This window comes from Aeromonas eucrenophila (assembly GCF_000819865.1).
Taxonomy (GTDB): Bacteria; Pseudomonadota; Gammaproteobacteria; order Enterobacterales; family Aeromonadaceae; genus Aeromonas; species Aeromonas eucrenophila.
Window position 1 is genome coordinate 20,180 of the sequence record NZ_CDDF01000012.1, and the last position, 15,460, is coordinate 35,639.

Consider the following 15,460-nt stretch of genomic DNA (forward strand, 5'->3'; position numbering starts at 1 on the left):
CTGATATCGGCTATTTTCGAAACGAAGATCACAATTTCTCGCAAAAAAGATGTACGGAGGAAGATGGAATACTGGCAATGCAGGGCCAATTAATTAATCACTCAGGGTTGTTGAACGCCAGAAGTCGACAACACATTCCTGCAACCCCACCTGTGGTGGCATGTCTGGGGTGAGCCTCAAAAAGGCCCCACTCTCTCAGGGCCACTGCAAAACACGAAACAGCCGGGACCAAAACCAGGCTCAGGAGGTAAGAAACCAGGAGAAGCAATGATGTGAGAGCTGCTGTAGCTTACCCGATATAAAAACACCGGCTAAAAGCCGGTGTCGGGGATAACGAGAACTGTACAAATAAGGCACACTTCTCATGTACATGAAATGACAGATAATTGTTTACCATTCTGAATGACTGAGATCTCACCTTTAGCAGGTGATACATTGTAGATAGTATTTTTATTCTTAAAGCTAAATATCTCACCTATCAATGAAAAATCATTAAGGGACAGCTCCTTCCCCTGCTTACCATAATTATATGTTACATCGCCTGAATAAGGAGAGTAGCATAAATTTAAATTTTTCCCTGATTTTGTCTTGCAGTAATAGAATACACTTTCATCATTGTCACAAATTTTATTTCCAGTTCGTTCTGACAATGCATCTATCTCGATATATCGCATTTCATTGTATAAATCCGACACTTCACCATTACTCGCAAGATCATAAGGAACATTAATGATTTTCCTTATGATTGCTGCATCTTCACTTGCCACCCCTTTCAAATTAACGGTAGCAATTTCATTACCTTTATTTATTTCGCCAACACCACTGACTTGCTCCTCACCAGAGCTTGTGGTAATAGATGCACTACCGATATAATTAAGTTTACCCGAAGAATAAAAATAATATACTGCCTTTAATCTCGGCCTATCAGCATTAACAGTGAACTTTATAAGCCTATCATCATTTATTGTCTTACATGAGCTGTTTTCAGCTGTAAATGGAATTGTGAATACTCGTATATCTCCGTTATGCTTTATCGATAAGGTACTAATAGGCTCATCGTCTGAAGTCTTAGTGGTAACATAATAAGATACATCATAGCAGGTGCTATAGGCATATGTGTACATAGGCATTATGCAATAAAATATGATGCATAATCTTCTTAAAAAAACACTCATTAACTTTCACCAAAAAAACATTAAACCAAGTGTCGTTCACATTGATTTTTTATTTTTCAATAAAACAACACTAGAATAAGTTAACACTGCATATATTAAAATAATATTTAATTTAACATGCTATTGATTAGGGTAACATCCTAATGCATCTTCTTTATCACATTGTAGCAAGGGGATAAGATCCATAAGCTTATTTGTAATTATTTTTTCGCAAGGAATATTATATTCTTTTTCAGATATAGTTACTATTATACCCGACATTTCTTCATTTCCTTCGTAGTTACTAAAAATCGAATACTTGTATTTCCCTTTGCTAAAAGAAACCTTTCCATATTCAGTCTGATATCTATAGTAATAATTATGACTAAACCCATTAAAGCCATCCCCCAATGAGTGATAAGAAAGCTCAACCTCACCACCTTTCGAGAACTCATAGTTTAATCTATTGCCATCAACGAATAACTTAACATCACCTTTATCCGTCTCACAAGCAAAATACACTCCTTCGCTTCCATATGATGAGGTAGAAATGAAGATAAACAATGTAAACATATAAAAATTAGAACGCATTATAATTATCCTTCATTCTTTTATCATACCCTTTTTGTCTAGGGCCATTGTACACTAGTGCAAATGCCAACCAATCCTTGGCTCGAATAGCTTTAAGCAATCTGTTATCTGCCTTTATAAAGTTAACAAAGGCTTTAAGATGATTTTTTTCTGAAACACTGAGTGCACTGACGAATTCTTTTACATCCTTATATCCAGCATTCAAATGGTTGGAACCTAAGATTTGAAACTTGCCCCAAGATGCTGCTTTTAGTGCGGCATTCTTATCCAATGAGTAGGCTAGCATAAGTTTTCCATATTGAACTTTATATGTTCCATATCCCCCTCCCACAGGGTTAGATATCTCAGGGTGAGACTCATCATATTTCCCACCGGTCATATTACTAAATTTGTGTCTTTCAAACAAAATAGAAAGCACAGCATCATCCTGATCTGAGAACTTATAATAACTACCAGTGCTACCAGTTTCCGTTAATGCTACTGCCTTTATAGCATTAACCTCACAACCAAGTTCAGAAGCAGCATTGATATAATCCAACTCTTCAACTACCTCATCATTATAGAAAGACAGAAATTCGATTTCATTTAAAGTGTCATATATATATGTCTTAGGGTACCCATTTTGGGCCTTTATAGCTAACGCTATAATTCCAATAAGCGAAAGGTGCCAGATCTCTTTTTCAAGCGTTAACTTGGCAGCACTCTGCATCCACTCCAGTTTATCAATGCGCTGCTTTTCGTGATCCACAAGTTTGTCAAAATCGGGTAGGCTAATTTTAGCCATCAGCTTGTCCAGCCATAGATAACTGCTGGAGGAAGATTTCTCATACCACTCGCTAGGATGCTTGACGATAAGCTTGTTTAGCTGCTCTCTATTACCATTATTTTGCAAGGCTGCCTGGATCTCTTTGCTGTCAAGCTCTCCACTCTTGTCGGTATCGAAGCTATTGACCAGATCGGTGAAGAATGTCGGTGGTGCATCGGGATCCAGATAGCCATCAGAGCCTGATCCATCGACCTTTTTAAAACCGATCTTCAGCCAGTCGTGCTGACTCAGCAGCTCCACTTGCTCTTTCTTGACGCATTTACCAGATGAGGTGCCAACCCACTCCTTATTTACCGCATCGTTCTCTATTTTGGGCGATTCAACCAATTCTTCCAGACTCTTTCCACCGGTCGCCACCCACTGATCTTTACCATCCTGCTTTTTCTTCTCATGCAAGACGAGATCCGCCGGCACCTTGGCATAGATGGTTCCTCCCTTGGTGCCCGCCTTGTTGGCCAGCACGTCGTCGAGACGAGGATCCTGAGTGAAGAGTTCGAGATGCACCTGATGCTTGCTCTCTTTCCCCCCGATGAGGGAGCCCGGCGTTTCCACCAGGCCGAGGTACCCTATTGTCTCGCCCGCGGCGATGGCGACGGGGGATGGCAACACATAGAGCTCGCCGAGATGGGACGGCGCCCGTGCACTCACCTTGATAAATTCGTCTTCGACGCACACCCAGGCGACACCACCGCTGCCTGGCACCCCTTCAATATTTGGCGTCACATATTTGCATCTGGCCATCTTGCGCGCCTTGTCACCAATCCAATGAAACTCCAGTTGGTGCGCATCATACTGCAACTTGGTACCGGCAGGCAGAGAAACACTGCGCTTTCCCGCCACCGGACGACCTGTAGGCCCATCAACTCCAGGATCCGCACGGCCAATCATATTCGTCAGCAGCTCAGCTTCTATTTGATCAAATAGCCAGGTTGGCAGATTGGGCTTAATAACGCCGATGGCATCCGGACTATTGGCTATCCAGACTGAACTCCCTTCATTGGCCAATACCCCCGCCTTCTCGGCCTCGCTCATCTGGGTACTGGAAAGCTTGCTCTTGATGATGACCCTGATGAAGTCATACTCCTTGCCCCCTACACTTCCCTTTTGGGATGGTGTACTGCTGTCCATCTCCAGTTCGGTATCCTTGGGCAGGGCGAAATGAGGCAAGGCAGCATCTGCACGTTTCTGATCCTCATCCGGATTGGCGTGGGGCACCGAATTGCGGGCATTCCAGTTCTTTTTCAGCACCAGCTTCTCGGCGGTCTGATATTGGCTCCATGGCAGCAAATGCATATAGAGCGAATAGAAGGTGAATTCGTTTTTCGCCTTGGTTTCTGCATTGATTTCACAATATTCGTGCTGCACTAGGCAGAAGCAGTTGGAATAGCGCAGGGATTCACCCTGGAATTCGGAGGTCAGGTAATCCTCCATCATCCGAAATGCCACCACCTTGCCATCGGCAATGGCTCTGATGGGATATTTATCCTTGCACCAAGGGGCGCTCTTGTCGCTTATATGGATGCCACCGTGCCACTTGTTGTGATTGCCGAGCAGATAGTGACCTGACTTTTCCCTATTGATCAACGCAGTCAGCGCCTTGACGTCTTTGAACTCTTCCCCTTTGGCCGTGAGGATGGGAAATGCAAACTTCATGCTGCGTCCTTATTCAGAAAAGAGGTAGAAGGCTGCAGGCTTCTGCTCTTTGAGCAGCGCCTCCATCGCCTTCTCGGTGGGAACGGCTTTGAGCAGTTCTACCGCATCGGGAGCCTTGACCACTTCCACGGCCTTGGGAACGATCGGTGCCTTGCCTGCCCAGCCGGAGCCGGAGCCAGCGCTGCCGCCAGCGTTGAGCTTGATGGCGGGCCCCACCAACTTGATGCCGCTCGGGTCGACTTTGACGAAACTGCCGCCCCCCTTGAGGGTGATCTCCGCCCCCGCCTCTAGCACCAGCTTGTCCCCCACCTTGATGTGTACCTCTTGTCCGGCCTGCACCAGCAGGGATTGACCCAGTTTCTGGTGCAGGGACGCATCCACGGTCAGCGACAGGTCGCCCTTGATATGGTCCCGTTTCTCACCATTCACGGTGAGATGGTCATTGGCCTTGATCCGGGTCACCCGTTCATTGTCGATGTCCCTGTGCTCGTCGTGCTTGATGTGCCAGGCAGTGTCGTTCTCGATGAGCAGGTTCAGGTCTTTCTGGCCGTGGATGTAGATCTCTTCCTTGCCCGCCTGGTCTTCGAAGCGCAGCTCGTTGAACCCCTCTCCCTGGTGGGTCTCGGTGCGTAGCACGGTGCGAGTCTTGTTGGCCGGCAACTCGTAAGGAGGACGGTTGGTGGCGTGATAGGTGCGGCCCGTGATGATGGGCTGATCCGGGTCTCCTTCCAGGAAGCTCACTATGACCTCGTGGCCGATACGCGGGATGGTCATCATGCCGTACTGGCCGCCGGCCCAGCCCTGGCTCACCCGCACCCAGCAGGAGCTCTGATCGTTGCTCGAACCGTAACGGTCCCAAGGAAATTGCAGCTTCACCCGGCCGTGCTCGTCGCAGTAGATCTCTTCGCCATCCGGCCCGACCACTATGGCGATCTGCGGGCCGTCCACCATGGGCTTATGGAGCGCCTGTGGGCTGCCAATGCGGGCCCGCCAAGTTGTGCTCGCTTTGACCACCTCGAACTCGTTGTGATAGACGGTCGGGCCGCTGCCCCCTTCCTCTTCCAGCGCCTGGGGCTGCGAGCCTGTGTGGCTGATGCGCACCAGTTGCCAGTCGGCGTTGAGTACCCCGTTCGGGTGTTCGGTGAGAGAAAACGTCTGCCCTGGCAACAGGGCCGCGCAGTTGGATTTGCCCTGGCCGGTGACGGAATCGCTGCGCAAGGCATCGAGCCTGTGTTGGGCGAAAGCCTTGCCGCTCGGGTCCAGCTTGTAGCGGCCCGGATAGTCGAAGTGCTGGTAGGTATCGCGCTGATGTTCGAGCTCGGCGCCGAGCTGCTTGTGGGATAGGCCGTAGGCTGGGGTCTTGAAGCTGTAGTCCTTGAGCTCCACATCGCTCGGGCGCACCGCCTCCCGGTAGTGGAACTGCCTTACATAGGGGCCCTGCTCCAGCGAGCGGTTACCGAGGTTGAAGAACAGCTCGGGGCCGGCGGTCAGGGCCGCGGCATCGTCGGCAAAGACGATACGATGTTTGCCAGCCTCGAACTCATGGAAATAGAAGAGCCCCTCTTCGGCGGCGAGGCGATTGAGGAACGCGAGGTCCGTCTCCCGATATTGCACGCAGTATTCCCGCTGGACGTGCTCGTTTTTGAGCGCAAAGGCGTAGTCGGTGATGCCATGCTCTTGCAAAAGAATACTGAGGATTTCGTCCGGCTTCTGGGCCTGAAAGATGCGCGAATTCTGACGAAGGGAGAGCCGCCACAGGGCCGGCTGCACCAACAACTGGTAGCGGGTGCGGCGAAAGCCACTGTCCCCTTGGGCAAAGTCGCTCACCACACCGCACACCCGCCGCTGCAGCTCGCCGTTGTACCACACCAAGAGCTCACAGGGCTGGTCCAGCACGGCGCCAAAGTCGACGTCCGGCTGGGGGCTCGCCAAGTCGAGTCTCAACTGGAAGGGCCCGTTTAGCGTCTCTTCCATCGCAAACTCGGCCACCACGAAGGTGCTCTCGGGCAGGGCCCCCACCTTGACGGTAAATTGTAATCCTGTGCTGTCTGCCATGGTCGGCTCCTTATCCTGCCTGCCCGCTGCCCGAACCTATCACCACGCCACCGCAACCGATGGCGGTGCCGGTGACGGCGATAGGCTTGCCGTTTACCAGCACTGAGCCGACGCCCCCCGAGATGCTGCGTGGATGGGGGGGATTGCTCGGTTTGACATGGGGTGCCAGGGGATCCCCCTGGCGGGCCACCGGCTTGCCGTCGAGGAACACATTGGGGCTGGCGGCGATCACCGGGGATGGGTGGAAGCCGTCGTGGTCGGTGCCTATGTCACCGAGCAATGCAATCGTGGGGCACATCTGAATTCTCCGTGTGGGCAAAGGGGTTGCCTTGGCGCATCCCCTGCCATGACCCAGACCCACTTAGGTGAGCCTCGGCCGAGGAACAGCTGGAGAGGCTACTCAGCAGCCTCCATGCCAACACCATGATTTAATAAATATCTTTTAAATCATGTCGTTATGAGCCGACTTTCGAGCCTTGGCAGATCAGGCTGCAACAACTTGCCTGCAGCAGCACAAACACAATAAAAATCATGCTTAAGGCAGCTGATCTATCTGCCATTTGCGCAACTTATTGCGCAAGTCGGAAGATTAAACGCCTTAATTGCCCTGCTGCAGCTGATAGAGGCGGATATTGAGCGCCTTGAGGTCATTTTCCAGCCCCTTGAGATCCGCCGCCGTGATGGGTTCCTGGGCCGCCTTGCGCGCCTCCAGTTCATTGAGGCGCAGGCTGAACGGGATGTTCTGCATCAGGTTCTTTTGCACCTCGTAGAGCTGGGACTTGAGGTAGGAGATGGTCACCGTCTTGCGCTGGCGCTCCAGCTCCAGCAGTTGATCGATCAGGGCATCCACCCCGGCGCGGGCATCCAGGTAGGTCGGCACGCTGATGGGATCCCCCTGCTGACCGGCAAGGGCGTTCTGCCACTGCTTGTCCAGCGCCTTCACCGCCAGGGAATCGGGATAGAGCATCAAGAGCGAGCTGCGCAGCCCCTCCCCATAGCGATAGCCATCAAGCGGTGATGCCTGCTCGAGGCGGGCGAGTTGGGACTGATAGCGTGCCACCAGCTCGCTCTCCATCCCCTGCAGGGCCTGCTCACCCAGCACGATGCGTGCCTGGCGGATGTCGTCATAGCTGAGCACTCGCGGCAGCTCGGTGGCCGGCTGCTGCAGGCGCTGGGCGGCCAATACTTTCGCCTCCTGCTGATGCTGCCAACCAAACCAGGCCATCACGGGCAGGGCGCAGCTGAGCAGGCCGCAGCCAAACCAGAACCAGGCCGGGCGCTGCTTGCGGTGCTGCTCTATCTTGAGCACGGTCGGCTTGACCTGACCCTTCTCCCGTCCCACCAGTATGCTGCCCTGGGGCAGATGGGGGGTCGCGGTTCCCGGGGAGGAGACGGTGTCATGCTCCATGTCGGCCTTGAAGAACACCATGGGGGGGATCTGCAGCTCATCCTTGAGGCCTGGCTCGTCGGAGACGATGACGATCTCGGCCTCATCGAACAGGTGGGTGTAACCCTCGATGAAGTGCACCAGGTTCTCGACCCTGGGAATGCGGCTGAGGCCCGCGTTGTGCAACTTCTCGCTGATGAGCTGCAACGCCCGTTCGCAGCGATAGACCAGCCGCTTGTCCTCGTGGCTTATCTGGTACTGGCGAATGACGTCGCTGATGCGGGCGATGAACCAGTCCAGCATCTCGATGCGGGCCCGCTCCTGCTGCACCGGCGGCCAGAAACTGTCCCACTGGGTCACGATGAGGTTGGCCAGAAACTCGCACCCCTCGGTAAAACCGCTCAAGCCCTGCAAGCGCGAGCGCGCCAGGGTGAAGTAGATGGCGGTCTGCAGATCCACCCCGTGTTTTTCGAAGATCTGGCTCGCGAGCTGATGGATCCGAAGCCAGTCCACCTCGGGGCGCGAGGCGTGGCTGAGCTTGTTGATCTCGGCGCGCAGCGCCTCGTATTCCGGCAGCATCCTGGGGTCGCGCCCCACTTTCAGTGCCTGCTGGCCTTGCTGGTTATGTGTCATATGAGCGTCCAACGCGGTGGGGCCTGAGGCCCCACCGGATCATCAATAGAGGGATTCGGGCAACTTGAACTGACTGAACAGGCCGCCGGTGAAGGGGTTCTGCGCGCTGTCGGTATAGACGCGATAGGTCATGGAGCCCTGATCCACCGGGAAGCGCACATCGAAGGTCGCCTCGTTGACCTGAGTCAGCTCCCCCTTGTCCATCAGGCGGAACATGGCCCAGGGCCCGACGAAGCCTTCGCTGCGCGGGGAGCGCTCACGGGCAGCCGGCACCAGGGTTATCTTGCTCTCGGCCCCGTCACGCATGGTGTTGGGCCACACCAATGGGATCTTGGTGCGCCGGCCGTGGGCGTATTCCAGCAACTGACCGTCCAGATTCAACACGCTGCGCCGCTTGTTGGCGGTGAGCTCGATGGGCTCGAGGGCAAATTGCACCTCCAGGTTGCCCTGCTGGCTGAAGAAGATCTGGCGGATGCGGGCGGCGCGGTCCAGCTGTTTTACCAGCTCCGCCTGCACCGGAGAGCCGAGCTCCCCTTCCATCAGACCGCTCTCCACCATGGGCTTGAGGTTGACCTGATAGAAGCTGTCCAGGGTCCCGTTGGGTGCGAAGAAGCGCTCCATCTCAGACAGGGGAACGTCCTTGGAGGAACTAGGCTCGAACGGATAGCGCCCCGCCAGCTGGCTGTTGAAGGGGGCCAGCACCTTGTCCTGCCACTCCTGGTTAAGAGAGGACATGGCGAGATCCACCACCAGTCGCGAGCTCTGCTCGGAGAGTTGCCCGACCCAGCGATCCAGCGGCGCCGGCAAGCCGCGGGCGTACTGCTGCAGCGCAAACACGGGGTCGGCGTACTTGTTGGTCAGGCGCAGCTGTACCGCCTTCAAGGCAGACTGGCCCGGCTCGGTGGCGTTGACGATGAGCTCCAGATAGTGCTGCAGCTCCACCAGCTTCTGGTTCACCTCCTGGATGAGGGGGCCCTGCTCACCGCGACCCGCCAAGGCGGCGTTGGTGGCCATGAAGGGGCGACCGATGCGGGCCGTGATGGCCTGGGCCGGATCCCCTTCCACATCGGACAGTTTGCGAATGCGGGTGTTGTCATCGAGCGCCGCCAAGACGCGCTGGAACGGCTGATCGTTACCCGTGATGGCGGTCAGTACGTCCAGCGCCTGCTCCGGGCTCTCCAGGTTTTGCACGTCCAGGTTGGTCAGCAGGTTCTGCCACTGGTTGACGTAGTCGGTGACGTAACGCTCGTTGACCTGACGGGTGATCTCCTTGCGATCCGCCTCGCTCAGCTGACTCAGCTTGCGCTGGCCCAGCACCCAGGCATCCATGGCAGTGAGATCGATCAGTGCCTTGTCCTGTTTGAGGAAGAAATCGCTGAAACCTGGCCAGGTCAGCAGACGAGGCACCTGCCCCGCCTGTTCGCTGCGCAGGGAAAACACGGTGTCGAAGGTCGGCCCTACCTCGTCGCGCACGTTGAGATCCGGCGGCAACTGATCCCCCGCCTTCACCACCAGGTTCTGGTAGACCCTCTGGTACATGGGCAGCTTGCCAAGCTCGCGCTGGGCACCGTACACCGGCTCCTTGAAGGGGACGAAGGCGGTGATGGCGGCCTGATCCTTGGCCACCCTGGCCCCATACCAGTCGGTGTGAGCCAAGGCATAATCGAGGTGCCCCATCAACTGCTCCTGCACCGGCCCCTGACCCGGGAAGGCCTTCTGCCAGCGGCTCGCCATGTACTGCTCCACCAGCTCCTTGTTGCGGCCGGAAGCGTCGTCCAGCATCCGCATCACCCGCAGGATGGAGAGCTTCTCCTCGCTGCCGGCCGGTGCCCGCTCGAGATCATCCAGCAGCCCCTGCATCTGGGCTGGCAGGAAACGCAGACTCAACAGTTGCAGGTAGGAGCCTTCCACGTAGGGGCCGATCTCGTCCCCCTGATAGAGGCCGAGGTCAGCCACCAGCGGGGTACGCTCCCGGTAGTTGCCAAAGGAGAGGGTCGCCTCGCGAATGAGGTTCAGGCGCGGCAGCTGGCTCACCCCGAAGGCGTGATCGTCGGTCAGCTCGCGGGTACTGGTAAAGGCCTGGGCCTTGGTCAGCACGTTGCGGCCCGCCTCCTCGTTGACCCGGTAGAAATGGTGCCAACCGCCGATGAGGGCCGCCGAGAACAGGGACAGGCAACCCAGCCCTATGGTCATGCGGCGACGGCGATAGAGAGTATGGAGCCGGTTTTCCCCGGCCAGATGGGCCTCGGGGAAGATGATGCCGGAGAAGAGTTTTCGCACGAAGTAGGTGTTGGACTCCCCGCGCAGGGCCGAGTGAATGGGCTCTGGCAGGTTGTATCGGCGGGAGGCCGCCTGGGCAAACGCATCGAACGGCACCCCTTGCTGATAGACGGAGCTGATGTAGACGCCGCGCACCAGCAGCGGCTTGCTCTCCTCTATTGCCAGGGTTTCGTCGAGCAGGCTGGTCACATAGTCCTTGAGGCCCGCCAGTTGGCGCACGAAAGAAAACAGCGCGCTGCGCTGACCGGCATCCAGCCTTGCCAGCATCATTTCTGGCAGGTTCTGGTTGAGGTTGTCCACCCACTGATCCCAGAACCGGGCCAGCTCCTGCTGCCAACCGTTGCCGTCGGTCGGGTTGAAGGTCACCCCCAGCACAGCCTCGCGGGCTTCCCGATCGAGCTGCTCATACACCACATCGAAGCCGCGCAGCAGATCCAGCTTGGTGAAGGTGACATAGAGCGGCAACCGGGTATTCATGGTGGCCGACACCTCCTGCAGGCGTGATCGCATCAGCTGGGCATAGGCCTTGCGCTCGGCCACGCTGGCGTGAGACAGCCAGGCCAGATCCACCGTCAGCACCAGGCCGTTGAGGGGTTGACGGCGACGGTGCTCGCTGAGCCAGTTCAACAGGTGCAGCCAGAGCCGCTCGTGCTTGCGCGCCAGCGGGTCCAGCTCGGGCTCGGATTGGGACAAGAGCTCACCGGCGGGATCCAGCATCACCGCCTGCTCCCCCAGCCAGCAGTCGATCAGCTGATCCTGCGCGAGATCCCTGAGCTCGCTATCGAGCCTGGGATTGAGCTTGTTGGCCGGGTTGGCGCGGTGGATCAGGCTGCTCTTGCCACTGCCGGGCAGGCCCAGCACCAGATACCAGGGCATGGCGTAGAGCGCCCCTTTGCCGAGATGCTCATTGAGGGCCTGCAACCAGCGATTGAGGAACAGCCCCTGCCGATCGAGCAACCCCTTCACCGGATCCTGCTCCAGCACGACCTCGTGCTGGCGCTCGGCCTTGAGCTGCTGCATCTTGCGCCACATCCGCCAGGAGAGTACCCCCAGCAGCAGCCAGAGCCACAGCAGAGTGAACACCACCCGACCCCACAGAGGCTCAAACGGCTTGGCATCCCGGATCGCGAGGCGAGGACCGAGCCACCACACCAGGATCAGGGCGACAACCCAGAGCACGGCACCGAGCAGGGGCCAGGAGGGTTTCAATTTCGGCAGCTGTTGCCGCAGAAAGGTAAAAATGGTTTTGAACATAAAATGTGATCCAGCTCCGACTCAATAACTCATTTCGACACTTATTTCGGCAATGCCGCCTGTTGTTCCAGGCGACTGACCAATCCGGGTTCCCATTGCGCCAATCCAAGGCGACTCGCCTCTTGCCACAAGTGTTGATAGTGCTGGCGTGCCAGCGCTTCCATGCCTTCCTGCACCAGCAACTCCGCCTGCACCAACTGGGCATGGAAGCGGGCTCTGGGCTCCTTCAATTGCGTCATCCGTTCATCCAGCAAGGTCAGGGCCGCGGCCATGCCCTGCTCCCCATGGCGCAGGGCGATCTCTTCGGCCAGGCTGCTGTCACCGTCGCCCCCCGCACCGCCCCTGGCGGGTTGCAGCCAGCGGCTGCACTCCACACCAAGAAAGGGGCTGCCGTCACTGAAGCTGAGATCCCGCAGCGCCGGCAAACGCTGCAAAAAACCATCGAGCTCCTGGGCGATGGCTTGGGCCGGCACACCAAACCCCAGCTTGTCCGCCACCTGAGCCGAGAGCCGGTGGCCCTCGAACCAGTAAGGTGCCAGGGTCAGGCTCTGCTCGATGCGCTGCCAGAGCGCCAGATCCGGCGCGGCCATGGCGGCGCGGTATTCATCCACCATGTCCACCGACATGGGCGCCAGCTGGGTTTTGTTGTCCCGGGCCGTCATCGGCGGGGCCGTGATCCCGGCCCAGATGGCGTGACGGCGCAGGCGATAGCCCACCGCCGCCTCCGGCTGGCGCTCGATGAGCAGCTGCGCCACCTTGAGCTGGGTCTGGCGCCAGGCACGGTCGTTGGAGCTGTCGATCTCGATGCCCTGTGCCTTGGCGCCACCACTGAGCACCATGGCATCCGTGCCCTGACCGACATGGGACGCCGTGTTCAGGGTGCCCGACGCAGCTGAGGAGGCACCATCCGCCTCTGCCTGGGCGGCCTGTTGGCGCTGGGCCCGTCTCAGCCCCATCAGCAGCGGATCGAGCAGCTCGCCCTTGTCCGGGCACTGCACCAGCCAGCAGGCACCGAGCTGCTCGGCCTGAATCAGTAACTGCGCCAACTCGGCCGCCGAGGCGCTTTCGCAAACACGCGTCAGCACCCCTTCGAAACGCTTGACGATCTGCACCATCAGCCGCTGCTTCTGGCTGGCGTTGCCGGGCCAGGCCAGCAGCCAGTAGGCGCGGATCCAGCACTCCAACAGGCTCAGCGCCGCCCCCATGGGGGTCGCCTTGGCCGGATGTTGCAGGCAGCGCAGCAACTGGGCCAGCACCCGCATGTCCTTGGTGCGCGTTTCCAGCAGGCCGAGGCAAGCCTCCGCCACCGCATTAAGATCCACTTGGGCGTGAGCCAGGGAACCCAACTTGACCAGCTCGGTATCCACATAGTCCCAGCGCGGCTCATCGGCCAGCACGGCGCCCCTTATCTGTTCATCCGGCAGGTTGGCGAGCAGGCGGGCACACCAGGGGTGTTGATAGCTCATGGCGCCCCCTACCAGCGACACTGCTGACGCAGTGGGGCCAGCGCTTCTTTCAAGCCACTCAGATCCACCCGCAGCAAGACGCCGTTAGCTGCCCGCACCTGCAACTCGCGATGGCCCAGCCAGCGCTTGAGCTCCTCGATGGCGGGCAGGCCGCGGCCATATTCCAGCAGCAGACCCTGATCCCGGATAAACCAGCTCTGGGCACCGCTACTTGGCTGACCGTCCAGCTCGATCTGTACCCTCTCCCCGACCCAGGGGCTGTCCAACCGCAGCCGGATGTGGGTGATGCTGTCGACGCAGCCGATGGAGAGCGTCGCCCCCCGCAGGGCCGGGCGGGTCAGGATCTCGCTGCCACGAGCGGGATCGCTTTGCAGCAGGAAGGGAGGACTGTCCGGAGTGCGGCTCTGCTCCTGCTCCCAGATAGCCTGCCAGGCGGGGGACTTGGCCGTTCCGCTCACCTCGGCGGGTTCGCTCCCCTTGCCGAGGGCGTCATAACAGGCGAGGCGCACCAGAGGAGAGGCTTCACGCCGGCACTGCTGCCAGCTGGCCATGTCTGGCTGAACGCCTGGTTGAGGCGCTGCGGCGCTCGCCAGCAGCAGGGGTAACAGGGTGAGGACGCTCATCAGTTCACCTCCAGCTTCTGGCACTTGTGATCCAGGGTGCGCTTGGGAATGTTCAGGCTCTCGGCCACCAGCATGCGGTTGCCCTGGAAGTAACGCAGCCGCGCCTCGATGACGGAGGCCTCGTACAACTGCATGGCCCGGCGCAGATCGCGGATGTGGTTGTAATTGTCCAGCATCCCCGGCAGCTCCACGCAGACCCTCTCCTTGAGCTCCGGCGGCAATGCCTCCAACACCACCTCTTCTCCATGACGGGTATGGGCGCAGGCCACCTCCAGGAGGTTACGCAGTTCGCGCACGTTGCCGGGGAAGTCGTAACTCTGCAGTTGCTTCTGGAACTTGCGGTGCAGGCCGCCGAGGGCCTTGCCATCTTGTTCGGCAAACTGAGCCATGAAGTGCTGGCACAGCATGGGTACGTCGTCCATGTGCTCGCGCAACGGGGCTATCAGCAGCAGGCACTGGCAGAGGCGGTGATAGAGATCGGCGCGAAACTGCCCCTCCTCCACCTGACGGGTAAGAGGCTGATGGGTGGCGGCGATGAGGCGAAAATCGGAGTGGCTCTCCTGCTCGGCCCCGAGGGGACGATAGCTGCGCGTCTCCAACACCCGTAGCAGCTTGGCCTGCATGGCGGCGGGCATGTCTCCCACCTCGTCCAGGAACAGGGTGCCGCCGTTGGCCTGAGCCACCAGCCCGGTCTTGTTGGTGAGCGCCCCGGAGAAGGCACCCTTCTGATAACCAAACAGCTCGCTCTCGATGAGGTTCTCCGGGATAGCGGCGCAGTTGATGGCCACGAATGGCTTGCCGGCGCGATCCGAGCATTGGTGCACCAGCCGGGCGACCACCTCCTTGCCGCTGCCGGTTTCCCCCTGGATGAGCACGGTCAGCTTGTGCTGCGCCGCCTGGTGGACCTGCTCACGCAGCCCGCAAATAACAGCAGATTGTCCTACCAGTTGGTCAGCCAGCAGCTTCTCGTGCTGCCTCTTGACCTGTCCCTCCCCTTTTATCTGGCGAAGGGAGTCCCTCAGCACGCTTTGATCCCGGCGGCTACGCCCCAGATCCCGGATGAGGGTGAGCTGGTTGCAAAACACCTGGGAGAGCTGGGCAAGTTCAGGGCCATCTGTCCACTCCTGCAGTTGCTCTGCGCTGTCCATCATGGCCAGTACGGCGAACGGCTTGCCGTTGCCGTCCAGCAAGGGGAAGGCGTGCAGGCCGCACTGCTGGCCGAGATTGGAGAGCAGGCCGCGAAACTCCTTGTGCTCGATGCGCGCCCCCCCGTGCAGGGAGTCCCAGGTGCGAGACTGGGCCTTGTGCAGCACATAGGCAAGGGGGTGAGAGAAGTCATCCACCGCCAGGGAGAGACTCACGGCCTGCCCCTTGACCCAACCGCTGCACGCCAGTTGGCGACCGCTCACCTCCAGCATGCCGAGCAGCATGCCCTTTGGCTGGAAGCTCGCATGCAGCACCTGTGACCACCATTGGCACAGGTGCGGCTCGTCACGCTGCTCGGTCAATTCGAGGGCAAAAGCGAGGGCTTGTTCCAT

General features: G+C 57.8%; 10 protein-coding genes. All 10 read right to left on the bottom strand.

Annotation, left to right across the window (positions count from 1 at the left end):
- Nucleotides 1-362 precede the first annotated feature (362 nt).
- Nucleotides 363-1,124, bottom strand: a complete 762-nt coding sequence (locus tag BN1124_RS21325; RefSeq protein WP_156128338.1) for a hypothetical protein — start codon at nucleotides 1,122-1,124, stop codon at nucleotides 363-365.
- 171 nt (nucleotides 1,125-1,295) lie between these two features.
- Entirely contained in the window at nucleotides 1,296-1,745 is a 450-nt protein-coding gene (locus tag BN1124_RS21330; RefSeq protein WP_156128340.1) for a hypothetical protein, read from the bottom strand.
- Complete coding sequence (locus BN1124_RS21580; protein ID WP_042642420.1) at nucleotides 1,735-4,224, bottom strand: N-acetylmuramidase domain-containing protein; 2,490 nt, start codon at nucleotides 4,222-4,224, stop codon at nucleotides 1,735-1,737. Before BN1124_RS21580 ends, BN1124_RS21330 begins: the two co-directional genes overlap by 11 nt.
- 9 nt (nucleotides 4,225-4,233) lie before the next feature.
- Nucleotides 4,234-6,279, bottom strand: a complete 2,046-nt coding sequence (tssI, locus tag BN1124_RS12630) for a type VI secretion system Vgr family protein (protein WP_042642422.1) — start codon at nucleotides 6,277-6,279, stop codon at nucleotides 4,234-4,236.
- A gap of 10 nt (nucleotides 6,280-6,289) precedes the next feature.
- Nucleotides 6,290-6,577 (bottom strand): type VI secretion system PAAR protein, encoded by a 288-nt coding sequence (locus tag BN1124_RS12635; protein ID WP_042642424.1) that lies wholly within the window; start codon nucleotides 6,575-6,577, stop codon nucleotides 6,290-6,292.
- A 300-nt stretch (nucleotides 6,578-6,877) separates the two neighbouring features.
- Nucleotides 6,878-8,299, bottom strand: a complete 1,422-nt coding sequence (locus tag BN1124_RS12640; RefSeq protein WP_042642425.1) for a VasL domain-containing protein — start codon at nucleotides 8,297-8,299, stop codon at nucleotides 6,878-6,880.
- Between the two features lie 42 nt (nucleotides 8,300-8,341).
- Nucleotides 8,342-11,833: a type VI secretion system membrane subunit TssM gene (gene tssM / locus BN1124_RS12645; protein ID WP_042642426.1), complete on the bottom strand. Its 3,492-nt coding sequence runs from the start codon at nucleotides 11,831-11,833 to the stop codon at nucleotides 8,342-8,344.
- Between the two features lie 41 nt (nucleotides 11,834-11,874).
- Nucleotides 11,875-13,299: a type VI secretion system protein TssA gene (gene tssA, locus BN1124_RS12650; protein WP_042642597.1), complete on the bottom strand. Its 1,425-nt coding sequence runs from the start codon at nucleotides 13,297-13,299 to the stop codon at nucleotides 11,875-11,877.
- 8 nt (nucleotides 13,300-13,307) lie between these two features.
- Entirely contained in the window at nucleotides 13,308-13,922 is a 615-nt protein-coding gene (vasI, locus tag BN1124_RS12655; RefSeq protein WP_042642428.1) for a type VI secretion system-associated protein VasI, read from the bottom strand.
- Nucleotides 13,922-15,460 (bottom strand): sigma-54 interaction domain-containing protein, encoded by a 1,539-nt coding sequence (locus BN1124_RS12660; protein WP_042642430.1) that lies wholly within the window; start codon nucleotides 15,458-15,460, stop codon nucleotides 13,922-13,924. Before BN1124_RS12660 ends, vasI begins: the two co-directional genes overlap by 1 nt.